This is a genomic window from Bacillus sp. ISL-46, from assembly GCF_018613205.1.
The window spans coordinates 20,548-34,507 of the sequence record NZ_JAGGQR010000017.1 but is presented as its reverse complement, the minus strand read 5'-3'; the positions used below and the strand labels follow the sequence as shown (position 1 = coordinate 34,507).

General features: G+C 37.1%; 14 protein-coding genes and 1 pseudogene. 9 read left to right on the top strand and 6 right to left on the bottom strand.

Features of this window, described 5'->3' with window-relative positions:
• Window position 1: 1 nt before the first annotated feature.
• Both J7E67_RS11800 and J7E67_RS11795 read right to left on the bottom strand, forming a co-directional pair.
• On the bottom strand, window positions 2-154 hold the full coding sequence (locus J7E67_RS11800) for a hypothetical protein (protein ID WP_168242474.1): 153 nt from the start codon (window positions 152-154) through the stop codon (window positions 2-4).
• A gap of 112 nt (window positions 155-266) precedes the next feature.
• Window positions 267-1,082: a Cof-type HAD-IIB family hydrolase gene (locus J7E67_RS11795; protein ID WP_251026716.1), complete on the bottom strand. Its 816-nt coding sequence runs from the start codon at window positions 1,080-1,082 to the stop codon at window positions 267-269.
• 278 nt (window positions 1,083-1,360) lie between these two features.
• Here J7E67_RS11795 and J7E67_RS11790 point away from each other — a divergent pair, with 278 nt between their 5' ends.
• Window positions 1,361-1,669 carry a metal-sulfur cluster assembly factor gene (locus J7E67_RS11790; protein WP_088086048.1) on the top strand — a complete coding sequence of 103 codons (309 nt, stop codon included), beginning with the start codon at window positions 1,361-1,363 and terminating at the stop codon, window positions 1,667-1,669.
• A gap of 398 nt (window positions 1,670-2,067) precedes the next feature.
• Window positions 2,068-3,192: a TIGR04053 family radical SAM/SPASM domain-containing protein gene (locus J7E67_RS11785; protein WP_214713200.1), complete on the top strand. Its 1,125-nt coding sequence runs from the start codon at window positions 2,068-2,070 to the stop codon at window positions 3,190-3,192.
• An 80-nt stretch (window positions 3,193-3,272) separates the two neighbouring features.
• On the opposite strand, the pseudogene J7E67_RS11780 reads toward J7E67_RS11785, so the two are convergent.
• Window positions 3,273-3,560: pseudogene (locus tag J7E67_RS11780) on the bottom strand (helix-turn-helix domain-containing protein); the annotation flags it as partial.
• A 333-nt stretch (window positions 3,561-3,893) separates the two neighbouring features.
• Between J7E67_RS11780 and moaA the strand changes: the two are divergent.
• Entirely contained in the window at window positions 3,894-4,910 is a 1,017-nt protein-coding gene (gene moaA / locus J7E67_RS11775) for a GTP 3',8-cyclase MoaA (RefSeq protein WP_214713199.1), read from the top strand.
• Window positions 4,911-4,980: 70 nt separating this feature from the next.
• On the opposite strand, the gene ric is transcribed toward moaA, so the two are convergent.
• Window positions 4,981-5,679 (bottom strand): iron-sulfur cluster repair di-iron protein, encoded by a 699-nt coding sequence (ric, locus tag J7E67_RS11770; RefSeq protein ID WP_214713198.1) that lies wholly within the window; start codon window positions 5,677-5,679, stop codon window positions 4,981-4,983.
• Between the two features lie 240 nt (window positions 5,680-5,919).
• Between ric and J7E67_RS11765 the strand changes: the two genes are divergently transcribed.
• The 3 genes from J7E67_RS11765 to J7E67_RS11755 all read left to right on the top strand — a co-directional run bounded on the left by J7E67_RS11765 (window position 5,920) and on the right by J7E67_RS11755 (window position 8,777).
• Complete coding sequence (locus tag J7E67_RS11765; RefSeq protein ID WP_214713197.1) at window positions 5,920-7,185, top strand: molybdopterin molybdotransferase MoeA; 1,266 nt, start codon at window positions 5,920-5,922, stop codon at window positions 7,183-7,185.
• The gene (mobB, locus tag J7E67_RS11760; protein ID WP_214713196.1) at window positions 7,173-7,721 is read left to right on the top strand and encodes a molybdopterin-guanine dinucleotide biosynthesis protein B; all 549 of its coding nucleotides are present in this window, start codon (window positions 7,173-7,175) and stop codon (window positions 7,719-7,721) included. The genes J7E67_RS11765 and mobB overlap by 13 nt, the downstream gene beginning before the upstream one ends.
• A 324-nt stretch (window positions 7,722-8,045) precedes the next feature.
• Entirely contained in the window at window positions 8,046-8,777 is a 732-nt protein-coding gene (locus J7E67_RS11755; protein WP_308160444.1) for a YwiC-like family protein, read from the top strand.
• 61 nt (window positions 8,778-8,838) lie between these two features.
• Here J7E67_RS11755 and J7E67_RS11750 read toward each other — a convergent pair whose 3' ends face one another.
• A complete protein-coding gene (locus J7E67_RS11750) occupies window positions 8,839-9,531 on the bottom strand; it encodes a Crp/Fnr family transcriptional regulator (protein WP_374223925.1) in 693 nt (230 codons plus the stop codon).
• Between the two features lie 279 nt (window positions 9,532-9,810).
• Between J7E67_RS11750 and J7E67_RS11745 the strand changes: the two genes are divergently transcribed.
• Window positions 9,811-9,990, top strand: coding sequence for a YjzC family protein (locus J7E67_RS11745; RefSeq protein ID WP_214713194.1), 180 nt, complete (start codon window positions 9,811-9,813; stop codon window positions 9,988-9,990).
• A 167-nt stretch (window positions 9,991-10,157) separates the two neighbouring features.
• Entirely contained in the window at window positions 10,158-12,752 is a 2,595-nt protein-coding gene (gene clpB / locus J7E67_RS11740; RefSeq protein WP_214731993.1) for an ATP-dependent chaperone ClpB, read from the top strand.
• Between the two features lie 45 nt (window positions 12,753-12,797).
• Here the strand turns inward: clpB and J7E67_RS11735 are convergent, their stop codons facing one another.
• Window positions 12,798-12,983, bottom strand: a complete 186-nt coding sequence (locus tag J7E67_RS11735) for a YjzD family protein (protein ID WP_168242484.1) — start codon at window positions 12,981-12,983, stop codon at window positions 12,798-12,800.
• Window positions 12,984-13,224: 241 nt separating this feature from the next.
• Between J7E67_RS11735 and J7E67_RS11730 the strand changes: the two genes are divergently transcribed.
• Window positions 13,225-13,947 carry an alpha/beta fold hydrolase gene (locus J7E67_RS11730; RefSeq protein ID WP_214713192.1) on the top strand — a complete coding sequence of 241 codons (723 nt, stop codon included), beginning with the start codon at window positions 13,225-13,227 and terminating at the stop codon, window positions 13,945-13,947.
• The last annotated feature ends 13 nt before the right edge of the window (window positions 13,948-13,960 follow it).

The following is a 13,960-nucleotide window of genomic DNA, read 5'->3' as shown; positions in this document are numbered from 1 at the left end:
GTTATATTCCTCCAAGCGAGGATTCTTGCACATTGGACATCTTCTGAGCTTCCGCTTCAGCGTAAGTCATGTGATAAGGAATACGTTCAGCATGCTTACTGACCGTATCCACTCCTTGCTGAACAAAGCGTTTTGATTTGTTTCGTTTACCCATTCGAATCCCTCCAATATGCTCATAGCTCATATTGAAACAGCAACGCTGCCTCAAAAAATAGTATGTACCAAAAGGGGGAGGTTCATTTAGGTAAACAATGGTGAAATGAGTGTTAATATTTTATATTTAACAAATCCGCCAAATATTGAGCAACACCATCTTCTTCGTTACTTAAAGTGACGTCATTAGCAATATTTTTCACACTGTCGATTCCATTTCCCATGGCAATTCCATGACCAGCATATTCAAGCATTTCAAGGTCGTTGTCTTCATCGCCAAACGCAATAATTCTATCAGCGGGAATACCATAATAATCAGAAGCCTTTTTTAACCCCACGGCCTTACTTAAGCCAACCTTTATAATTTCAACCACATGCCATGGAGCGGCCCAACTGCGATGATCGATAACTTCTGCATGGACAGCCGATAAGTGTTCGCGAATTATCTTTAATTGATCCTCCTCCGTATGAATTAACAAACTCGTGGGTGAATCATTTAAATAATTTGCCAGATCGCCCGTAGTGATTTTTGGATTGCCAAAGTTGAAAATATCTAACAGCTTTTCATCGTGGTAATGGAAGTAAACATCATCGATCACTTCGGCAATTATATTATGGAAGTGGAAACTTCTGCACGCTTCCACAATATCTTTTGCAACCTTTATATCAAGAGGTTCATGATAAAATCCCCAGTCAGGTTTTCGAGGGTGATGCATAAATGCTCCATTGAAATTGACAATCGGAGTGTCCAAATCCAATTCCCGATAGTACATCTCGCTGGAACGATAAGGCCTTCCTGTTGCAATCATAACGATATGACCTTGTTCTCTTGCTTTTTTAATAATTCCGTGTGTTTTTAATGATATCGTTTTATCATCTTTTAATAATGTCCCATCTAAATCTAATGCAATTAGGTGTCTATCTGTCATAATAACTCCTTCTAATTATAATTTTCATCGCTAATAAAGTGCGTCGCTTTAGGAAAAAATTTATATACATGTTACACTGCAATTATGAATTTAATACTTAGTGGAATTATTAATTCCTATATTTACTATGTTAACAATTTTATATCTAAACTGTAAAAAAATTCACACCAAATGATATAAAAAAACTATATACTTTTTTTAACTAAGTCTCAATCTTGGCATGCTTGATAATTTGCTATAATAGAGTGGGACAAAGATAATGAAGGAGTGGATCAAACATGAATGAAGAACTAAAAGAAAATATCATGGGTGCCTTAGAACTAGTAATCGACCCTGAACTAGGAGTAGATATTGTTAATTTAGGATTAGTATATAATGCTGAAATGGATGAAGAAGGAAACGTAACGATTACAATGACGTTAACTTCAATGGGCTGCCCACTTGCTGGAACAATTGTTGACCAGGTTAAACGGGCATTGGCCGACATTCCGGAAATCAAAGAAGTAGAAGTAAATATTGTTTTTAATCCTCCATGGAATAAAGAAATGATGTCACGTTATGCGAAAATCGCATTAGGAATTCGCTAAGCTTAATTAGAGGCTTTTGAACTCTCAGTAAAATAAGCGTATTTTTTAGAAACAGCAGATTTTCTGCTGTTTTTTTTATTTCAAAATAAGAAAGGTGAAAAATTTGAACTTAGATAACTGTCTAGCTCCAGCGCCCAGCGGCTAGTGTACTTCGCCCTTTTCCCTACGAAAAGTCAACATCGGATCGCTAACGCTCTACGTGTATCCTTTATCTTAGTCAAAGTGCTCCAGTCCATACGCCGCTAACCGGGCGCTTGCGCTTTTCTTATTCTTCACGATTCAGACATATCTAGCTTACAGAATGTGAGATAGTTCACTTTTTTCAAATATAAACACCTTTATAATAAAGATTAATAAGGCTGTTGGATTTGAATAGCCGTTATTAGGAGGCGTTTCATATGGCTATTAGCCGAGATTTTAATAAAGACCCTTTTATCGTGATTTGGGAACTCACTAGAGCTTGTCAATTAAAGTGTCTGCACTGCCGTGCCGATGCACAGTATAAAAGGGATCCACGTGAACTATCTTTTGAAGAAGGAAAAAATCTAATTGATCAAATATATGAAATGAACAATCCGATGCTTGTTTTTACTGGCGGAGACCCGCTGATGAGAGAAGATGTTTTTGATATTGCGAAATATGCAGTTGAAAAAGGCGTTCGGGTATCAATGACCCCAAGTGCGACACCAAATGTAACAAAAGAAGCAATTGAAAAAGCAAAAGAAGTAGGTCTTGCTCGCTGGGCATTTAGTATTGATGGTCCTAGGGCTGAGATTCATGACCATTTTAGAGGAACAGCTGGATCATTTGACCTTACCATGGAAAAAATAAAATATTTGCATGAAGTTGGATTACCCATTCAGATTAATACGGTGATTTCCCGTTACAATATTGACTACCTTGATGAAATGGCAAAAATGGTTGAAGACTTAGAATGTGTGTTATGGAGTGTCTTTTTCCTAGTGCCAACAGGAAGAGGTCAACAATCAGATATGATTTCTCCAGTTCAACATGAAAAAGTATTCAGATGGCTATATGATTTAAGTAAGCGCGTGTCTTTTGATATCAAAACAACAGAAGCAATGCACTACAGACGTGTTGTGATTCAACAAAAAATGCGCGAAGCGAAAGAAACAACAGATGAGATTGAGTATTTAAGCGCATTAACAGAAAAGGGATTAACAGGCTCTATCGATGGTTTAGGGCGAGCACTAAAAGGTGTTAATGATGGTAATGGTTTTGTATTCATCTCTCATACGGGGGATGTATATCCAAGCGGACTATTACCCGTTAAAGCTGGTAATATCCGGGAAACTCCATTAGCGGAAATTTATCGTGAATCACCAATATTCCAATCGCTAAGAAACCCAGATCTTTTTAAAGGGAAATGTGGTGTCTGTGAATTCCGTCATGTTTGCGGAGGATCAAGGTCTAGAGCGTATGCGATGACTGGAGATTATCTAGAAAGCGAGCCATTCTGCGTTTATATTCCTAAATCATTAAGAGAAAAGCAAGTACAGTAAATTAAAACGATAAAACAAGGTTGCCTCAATAGTGAGACAGCCTTGCGTATATAGATAACTACAAATAAGTAAAGGCCAGCCTATTCGATACTGCAATAAACGGCAGAACAATTTTCACAGTCGATTTCATTTTTTAAGTATTGTAAATCCAATATAGAGATCTTTCCTTTTTTAACTGAAATGATTTTATCTTTCTTTAGTTCACTAAGTATACGGTTTGTACTCTCACGTGAAGTACCGCAGAAGTTGGCAAGTTCTTGGTTGGTTAACGGCAGATCTATTAAGATCTCATTATCTTTTTGAATACCATAACTATTCGACATACGGATAAGTGTTGAGAATAGCGCACCTCGTTTTCCATTTAACAACCATCTATTTTCCATCGTGATCAATGTTTAGTTTGTTAGTACCATTTTATCTCATGAGGAACCAATAAGAAGAAGTAAACAATGACAATATAGTGAAAACTCATATGAAATTAATCATGTTTATTTATTTTCTATTTGAATTTTAGGTTAAATGAATAAAATCTGTAGAGGAAAATTTTTACCAAAACAGTTATTTATAGATTGTAAAACTTCTGCTAAGATAAGAATTGTATTAAAAAGTATTGCTATAGTGAATAAAGTAACAGTTTTTTTATCTAAAGACTGGTACACTGAATATCATTAGGTTCCTTAAAATAATGGAGTTGATATGGAATGGAAAAAACCATTATTAAAGATAAATTAAATAGACCATTGCATGACTTAAGAATTTCTGTGATTGATCGATGTAATTTCCGTTGCCAATACTGTATGCCAGCTGACCAATTTGGTCCTGATTTTGAGTTTCTTCCTAAAAGTGCCTTGCTATCCTATGAAGAGATCGAACGCCTAGCGAAAATATTTGTTAGTTTGGGTGTGGAAAAAATCCGCCTAACAGGAGGAGAACCTCTTCTTCGTAGAGATATGCCCATTCTTGTTAAGAAGCTGTCAGCTATTGAGGGCTTACTTGATATCGGATTAACGACGAATGGTGTGCTTCTACCGAAATTTGCCAAAGATTTAAAGGAAGCAGGACTCAAAAGAGTAAATGTAAGCCTTGATACCTTAAACGATGAATTGTTTGGCAAAATTAACGGGCGTGGGGTTGGAACTGGGCCAGTTTTGGAAGGCATTGAAGCAGCGAAACAAGCAGGTCTTGGGGTCAAAATTAATATGGTTGTCAAAAAAGGTTTGAATGATACTGAAATTATTCCAATGGCAGAGTACTGCAAAGAGAACGGTCTGGAGCTTCGCTATATAGAATTCATGGATGTTGGCTCCACGAACGGCTGGAAAATGGATGATGTTATTACTAAAAAACAGATATATTATTTGTTAAAAGAACAATTTGATCTTGAACCCGTTGACCCAGCCTATTACGGAGAAGTGGCAAAGGTGTACCGCTATAAAGATAAAGATGTGAATGTAGGATTTATCACATCTGTTTCGGAATCATTTTGTTCAAGTTGCACTCGTTCTCGACTTTCAGCGAATGGTCAGATTTTTACTTGTTTATTTAATGGGAATGGGCATGATATCCGTAATTTTATGAGAAACGGTGCCTCTGATGAAGAAATCCGTGAGCGGGTGAGCGCCATTTGGAATGGACGAGATGACAGATATTCAGACGAACGAACAGACGAAACGCACAAAAACCGTAAAAAAATAGAAATGTCCTATATTGGTGGTTAAACTCTCTTCCAGGAAGAGAGTTTTTTTGTACAAAAAAACAGCCCGCTTTAAGAAAAGCGGACTGTTGATTTTATAAAAGATACCTAGGAAATAGGATGTTGTTTTCAAGATGCACATGCATAAAGGTTAATCCTTCTAACGCTTCCAAGCGTGCATATACTAATCGGTACGTACCGCATGCATCCAGAGGTAGAGTGTAGTCAGAAGTTACTGCACGGATCTCTCTTAAAATTTCACCGGCATGGTCATGTTCTTTTTCTAATTCAACAATCATTGCAATTGCTTCTTCACGATTCTCCACGGTTCCATCCGCAAGCTGCTTAATTAATGGGAATACAACAGCTTCCTCTTTCGCCATATGCTCCATCAATTCTTTTTTGAATTCAAAGAAGAGTTCGTAAACCTTTAGTAACTCTGGATGATTATCTCCATGGACACGTGAAACCTTCGTTACATAGGGACTTAGCATAGTTAGTTCCTCTTCAGATACACGATGGTAGTTGGAAATGACATGATCAATAATTGTAGTTGAATCAGAATTAGTCCAAACCTCAACATCTTTCTCGGTGTTTTCGTATTTTTCAAATACCTCTTTTAAGTCATCTAACAATGTATCCAGGTTAAGCTTATTTTGAGCAACTGCTTCTGTTAACGGAATATTACCACCGCAGCAAAAATCGATTCGGTTCTTTTTGAAAACATCACTCGTTTTAGGTAATTCGTTAACAATATCTTTAACTAATGAATTGGCTGTAATTGTAAAACTCATCTTTAATTTCCTCCCAAAGTCCAAGATTAAATCTAACCTAAGCATAATGTAAAATAGAAAAAAACTAGGTGACCTGAATCACACATTCCCTATGATCTTATATTTTTTGGCAAGATTCTTTTATTTTGTGACATTTGATATGTTAGTAAGTTTTTAATAAGCTTATAATGTTGATTAGTCGATGACTATTAGTACATATTACAATGGATAGATATTTGTTTAAGGCAGGAGCTGATTATTTTGTTCGAAAGAAGAAGACCGATTCCAATTGGAGAAGCGGTCAAAAGCATAATGGAATATCAATTACTTGGTGTGACCGAAAAAGTTTCGATAAATGAAAGCTTTGGCCGCTTTTTATCGGAGGATTTAATCGCAACTAGCGATGTGCCCCATTTTGACCGTGCACCGTATGATGGCTTTGCTGTCAGGTCAATCGATACACGAGAGGCTTCGCAATCCAATGTAGTTGAATTTGAAGTGGTCGATCACATCGGCGCGGGAATGGTTTCTACTAAAGTAATTGGAGAGCACCAAGCTGTTAGAATTATGACTGGCGCAATGATGCCAGTAGGAACAGATGCTGTCGTTATGTTTGAGGTGGCTAAGGCTTACGAAAAGGATGGAATCCCATATATGTCCATTAAACGCAGCTTTAAAGAGGGGGATAACGTTTCGTTCAGTGGTGAAGATGCCAAGCAGGGTGAAGTTTTGGTGAAAAAAGGTACATTGATAAATCCTGGAATTCAAGCAATGCTTGCTACGTTTGGATATGAACGAGTGTCCGTTGCGAAAAAGCCACGTGTTGGTTTGTTTGCAACAGGGACAGAGCTTTTAGAAGTAAATGAAGCCTTAGTTCCAGGAAAAATTCGTAATAGTAATTCCCATATGATTGCAGCTCAAATTGAAAGAGCGGGAGCCATTGTTCACTATTTTGGAAAGCTTCCTGATGAATTCGACACTTGCTTTGAAGCAGTCCAAAAAGCAATAAATGAAGTAGACTTATTAATTACCACCGGCGGGGTTTCAGTTGGGGATTTTGATTATCTGCCTGCTATCTATGAAAAGCTTGGGGCAGAGGTTTTCTTTAATAAAGTTGCCATGCGCCCTGGAAGTGTGACGACGGTTGCACAGCACAATGGGAAGCTTCTCTTTGGACTCTCGGGTAATCCTTCGGCTTGTTATGTAGGCTTTGAATTGTTTGCCCGCCCAATTATCCGTAGGATGCTTTTTTCAGAAAAACCTCACCTTCGTAAAGAACAAGCTCTTTTAGAAGTCGATTTTCCTAAAGCCAATCCGTTTACAAGGTTTGTCCGAAGTTCTACGTTTATAGATGCGGGAAGACTAAAGGCAAAACCGAGTGGACTTGACAAGTCTAACATTATAATGAGCCTTTCTGGAGCTAATTCGTTGATGATTCTTCCAGGCGGAACTAGAGGCTTTACAGCCGGTTGTGAAGTCGATGTCCTCCTGCTTGAAGACCAGGTTGGCAGTATGTGGCCGTGGTAAAGCCTGTCATCTTTCAGGTGGTTGGTTATCAAAATAGTGGGAAAACCACCATAACATCCAAACTGATCGAAGACTTAGTAAAAAAAGGACTTAAAACAGTTACAATTAAGCATCATGGTCATGGAGGCAGGCTCGCAGCCATGCCGCAGAAAGATACAGAAAAACATTTAAATGCAGGTGCGCTTGCCTCGATTGTTGAAGGAGATGGAAGTTTAATGTTACGGGCTGACAATTTCTATCCATCACTAGAAGATCAGATCGAGTTAATGAAATTCTTTCATCCAGATGTAATATTAATCGAAGGCTATAAGTTAAAGTCCTTCCCGAAGTTACTGCTATTAAGAGATGAAAGTGACCTTTCTTTGTTAGACACCGTAAGTAATGTTTCTGCAATTGTGTATTGGAAAGAAGAAATGCAGAAGCAAATCACATCAAGAATCAATGTGCCCAGCTTTCATATCAACGATGAAGGTGCATTAATCTGGATTGAGCAATTACTTCAGGAGCTTGTTCATAAAATTAATCAAAAAAGTTAATAAAATTGTCAAATCTGTTACTTTTATCACAGCTAGAAATATGGATATACTCTACAATACAAATTAGGGGATATTATGTTTGTTAAAATAGAATTATAGGTCTTTAATGGAAATACAGCAATCACTCATTGGATAACCGACCTAGAGATGATTGAAGTTACCTAGTAGATGATATAGATTTGCTGTACTTCCATTTTAACCTAAACAATTTTGTCACAAAAAGAAGGCGGAGTCCTTCTTTTTTACTGTAATTATGTGATGTGTTTCACTTATTTTTCCGCTAAGCTGGCTTATATTTAGGTTAGTCAAGGAAGAGGAGTGAAAATGATGAAGTTATTTTTACCGAAACAACATGGTGCATGGGCAATGCTAATCATCCCTTTTTGGCTTGGTGTCATTGAAGGAGGGTTTATGTGGAAGCATGTTCCATTTTTCTTTGGATGGCTCCTATTATACTTGGCGACCTATCCGATGCTTCTTTTATTTAAAAAGAAAAAACTTCAGTTTTATACTAAATGGACACTTGTATATATGATTCCATCCCTATTACTTTTACTTAATCCACTTTTGGAAAGACCAACTATTTTTTATTTTGGTCTTCTAATGATTCCGTTTTTTATAATAAATGCTTACTTTACTTCCAAAAATCAAGACCGTGCTTTTATGAATGATCTCTCTGCTATTTTTGCCTTTTCAGTTGCTGGATTAGCAAGCAGTTATTTAGAACACGGTGTTATGAACATAGAGACGCTTGTTTTCACCTTTGTAACTTCGGTCCTGTTTTTTGTGGGCTGTACTTTTTATGTCAAAACAATGATTAGGGAGAAGAAGAATACCCAATTTAAATGGATTTCATGGATTTACCATTTTCTTTTAGTGGCAGTGTGGTTCAGAGTTGGCTTTTGGATCGTTGCAATAGCATTTATCCCAAGTCTTCTGAGAGCTATTATATTTTATGGGAAACCATTATCGCCTAAACAAATTGGCATTTACGAAATAATAAATTCAGCTATATTCTTTACGATCATGGCCATTCAAATAATCTTATTAAAATAAAAAAATCGGTCGATATGACCGATTTTTTTGCTTTATTTTAAGTTGTTTGCCAGCAGCAATTCTAATCAACTTTACAGATTTCGGTTGGACAATCTTCACAATCAATTTCCCGTTTTAAATACTCTAAATCATGAATAGTAATTGTTCCTTTATCAATTGACAGGATACCGGCCTTTCGTAAATCGCTCAACAAGCGATTTACTACTTCTCTTGATGTACCACAAAAATTGGCTAACTCTTGATTGGTTAGTGGTAATTCAATTAATATTCCTTTATGGGTTTTAATTCCATAACTATTGGTAATTCGAATAAGTGTGGAATAAAGAGCCCCTTTTTTTCCATGAAGAACCAAATCACGAAACTTAGTTTGAGTTTTTCGATGTTGCTGACTCATCCACTTTATGAATTCAAATGAAAGTGCCAGATTTTGCGAGAGTTTTTCTTCAAGCGTGTCTTTCATAATAACGGCAACTTCACCACTCTCGACAACACGTGCACTTAATAAATATCTTGAAGAAGGGGAAAATAAGTTTAATTCACCAACAAAATCACCACGCGAGCACATTCTTAACGTAAGTTCTCTTCCATCAGGGATGATCTTGCTGATTTGAAGAATGCCACTTTGAACAATATACAATTCATCGGCTACAGATCCTTCTTGAAATAAAAAGGTACCTTTTTCAATTTTTTTTATATGGTGAACGGTATCAAAAAGATGGGACAGTGTTACCGGCATTTCTTTTACTGACTGCATACTCATAACCACCTTTAAAGGTACGAATTCAATGCTCATTTGATTTTAAAAAATGACAGTCAAGGTTTAATTTGCTAGATAATACTATAATTATATTGTTAACAAAGAATAATTAGCAACAAATGAGCGATAAGTTCATACAATCGTCAAAGTTTGAAGAATCTTTGCGTATTTCTTAGGAAATAATGTCGACTAATAAGATAATTTGCAAAAAATTCCAATAATGAGCCGCTAACAAAAAGGTAATAATAAAGATGTAGAATAGAAGGAGGGAAAAAAATGGGTCAAAATCATCAGTTTAAATCAGGAAAAAAAGCACCTAATAATGGTGTGTATGTTGAAATCGGTGACACGGAAAGCCCTGTTAATAATCCCAAAAAAATAAAGCTAAAAGCAGGGGATACATTTCCTGAAACATCAAATGATGAACGTGTTTGGACATATCAGCGGAAACCATAAATAAATAAGGAAAAGTCATCCATGGGGTGGCTTTTTCTTTTGCCTGCGGCCTTGGCGTTTGTGGGCAATTTTTGCTGTTTTTCTTCTTTGCAAAAATTTACTTTTTATATATGAAGTTTTATAATAAAAGGAAAGGTCAAAATTGGTCAAAAAGGGTGTGATAAAAAATGGACATGAATCGAATGACAGAAAGGTTACAAAAGGGGCTAATGGATGCTCAGTCGCTAGCTGTCAAAAAAAATCATCAAGAGATTGATGAACCCCATTTGTTTTTATGTTTAATGGATCAAGAAGATAGTCTCATTTCTTCTATATTAGAAAAGTCAGGTATCCCTCCCGAAAAAATTAGAAAGAACCTTACTGCTGCTCTTGCTAAAAAAACAGAGGTTACGGGAAGTGGGGTTGAACAGGGAAAACTTTATATCACAGCCAAGCTGCAAAAACTTTTTGTCAGTGCCGAGGAGTTTGCCAAAAAGTTTTCTGATGAGTATTTATCGGTTGAACATATTCTGTTAGCTGCAGTCTACGCGAAGGATTCAGAAATGCGAAGGCTTTTACAAAACGTTGGAATTCAACCAGACAAAGTTTTGCAAGCAATTAAAGAAATTAGGGGGAACCAAAGAGTGACATCACAAAATCCAGAAGCAGGATACGAAGCACTAAAAAAATATGGACGGGATCTTGTTGCTGAGGTTAAAGAAGGAAAAATGGATCCAGTTATTGGCCGTGATTCTGAAATCCGCAATGTAATTCGGATATTATCAAGGAAAACAAAGAATAATCCTGTTTTAATCGGTGAACCTGGTGTAGGGAAAACTGCTATTGTGGAAGGGTTGGCACAAAGGATAGTTAGGAAAGATGTACCGGAAGGACTCAAGGATAAAACAATTTTCTCATTGGATATGAGTGCGTTAATTGCTGGAGCCAAATTTAGAGGTGAGTTTGAAGAAAGATTGAAAGCAGTCCTAAATGAAATCAAAAAAAGTGAAGGACGAATTTTGTTATTTATTGATGAAATTCACACGATCGTAGGAGCCGGTAAGACGGAAGGCGCCATGGATGCAGGCAATATGTTAAAACCAATGCTTGCCCGTGGTGAACTTCATTGTATTGGAGCAACTACTCTAGATGAGCACCGAAAATATATCGAAAAGGATCCAGCACTTGAACGTAGATTTCAGCAGGTACTGGTTCAAGAACCAAACGTTGAAGATACCATTTCAATCTTAAGAGGGTTAAAAGAACGATATGAAGTGCATCACGGTGTTAAAATTCATGACCATGCCTTGGTTGCTGCAGCCACATTATCTGATCGTTATATCACCGATCGTTTTTTGCCTGATAAAGCAATTGATCTAGTCGATGAGGCTTGTGCTTTAATACGTACTGAAATAGATTCAATGCCTACCGAATTAGATGAAGTAACACGCAGGGTTATGCAATTGGAAATTGAAGAAGCTGCCTTAAGTAAAGAGGTTGATGACGGGAGCAAGTTGAGGCTGGAGGCACTCCTAAAAGAACTAGCTGATTTAAAAGAAACAGCCAATGAAATGAAGGCAAAATGGCTTCAAGAGAAACAAAGTATACAGAAATTGCAGGAGAAAAGAGAACAACTGGAAAAGCTTCGCAGGGAGCTTCAACAAGCTGAAGATAAATACGATTTAAACCGAGCGGCAGAGCTTCGCCACGGTCAAATTCCGTTAGCAGAAAAAGAGCTAAAGGAACTCGAAACGGCAACTGCTAAGGACGAACGTTTGCTTCGTGAAGAAGTTACTGGAGAAGAAATCTCCAATATCGTATCAAGATGGACAGGAATACCTCTTTCTAAGCTAGTAGAAGGGGAGAGAGAAAAGCTGTTAAAATTGGAATCAATCTTGCACGAAAGAGTCATCGGCCAGAATGAGGCAGTAAATTTAGTGGCAGATGCAGTACTCAGGGCGCGTGCTGGAATTAAGGATCCTAATCGACCAATTGGATCGTTTTTATTTTTAGGTCCGACAGGTGTTGGGAAAACGGAGCTTGCGAAAGCATTGGCCGAGTCTTTATTCGACAGTGAGGAACATATTATACGTATCGATATGTCTGAATATATGGAGAAGCATGCTGTGTCCCGCCTAATTGGAGCCCCTCCAGGCTATATTGGCTATGAAGAAGGCGGACAGTTGACGGAAGCTGTAAGGAGAAGACCATATTCTGTTGTTTTAATGGATGAAATTGAAAAAGCTCATCCTGAGGTATTTAACATTCTCTTACAAGCGCTTGATGACGGAAGAATTACTGACTCAAAAGGGCGTGTCGTTGACTTTAAAAATACAGTTACTATTATGACTTCTAATATTGGCTCACATTTTTTACTAGAACGAAGTGAAACCGAGGTTGAAATCTCTGAAGCGGTAAGGGAGAAAGTGATGAGTCAATTACGGGGACATTTCCGTCCTGAGTTTTTAAATCGAATCGATGAAACAATCCTCTTTAAGCCGCTATCATTGGACGAAATTAAGATTATCGTTGCCAAAATGATGAGAGAACTTCAAAATCGGTTAAAGCATCAACAAATTGATATAATCATTAATGAGGAAGCAAAAGAATTCATTGCCGTAAATGGATTTGATCCAATTTATGGGGCAAGGCCTTTAAAACGATTTATTCAAAGAAACATTGAAACCAAGCTAGCCCGTGAAATAATCGCTGGCAAGTTACATGATCAGTCAAGAGTGGAAATAAATATTAACGACGGTGAGATTACTTTATCGGTTTATTAAATACCTATAGAAAAAGGTCATCCATTTGATAGGATGACCTTTTTCTTAATGTTTTGTTGCGGGCTCGTTAGGAATTATTGCAGCAGCAATGTAAATCAAGATCGTTACCCCAACTGAAGCAATAGCAGCAGGCATAAATTCATATTTAGCACCTGCAGTCATTGAACTCACTACATATGTAAGCATTTGCACTAAAAGAAATGACCAGAAAAAGGTCCAAAAAAATCGCACTATTTTTCACCTCTAACCTATTTTACATCTTCATTTATATTATCATATGATTCTGAAATGATAAAGTGAAACTTCCGCCAGTGGTAAGTAATACCACTCAGGCTATTCCGAGCATTTTCCGTTTTTAAAAGGTGATTACTAATTTTCCAGCTGAGCTTAATAAAAATAGGCTAACCCCCCTTTCATCTTTAATGAGGCGGCATACAATACAGTGAGGAAATATGTAAAAGGAGATTTATCTATGGAGAATCGTAATTTTCAGATGGATACCCAATGGAATATTATTCACTACCCTGAAAAGCCTACCGGATTTGGGATCTTAATAATTGGAGATGAAAGACATTTTGTCGATGAAAGTAAATGCTTTTGGACACAAAATGAAGGAAGGTTAGCTATTGTTAACCAGCTTAAAGAAAAAGGGTACACCATTTTTTCCTCAAATCTATATGGGCGAAACTGGGGAAGCAATAATGCAGTTGAGCTTGCCGAGAGGTTATACCAGCATGTCATAAGAAGTGAAATATTAAATAACAAAATCCATATCTTAGCCGAAGGTATGGGGGCGCTGGTTGCCATAAGTTTAATGGAGAAAATGAAAGGGCGGATACGGTCAATTATTCTGCTCAACCCCATTATTTCCTTGAAAAACCATCTTGAACAAGAAAAGGAACATAAATTCTTTTATAAAAAGTTAATGAGGGAATTAGTAGCAGCACATCAAATGGACCAACATGTACTCGAAAACCATATTTTCAGTATGGATGATAAAATAAATCTTCAATTTGGATGTCCAGTTAAAATTATTCATGTCCTTTCAGGGGGGAAATCGTATAACCAATCTAAAGTGTATCACCAAATAATTAGTGACCCAGAAATAAACCCTACTTTCATTCTACCTGAAAAAAAACAACAGCTTGGCAATATGATGTTAAAGTTTTTCAACAACCATGAAACGATCCTATAGGCTGGTCCTCCCC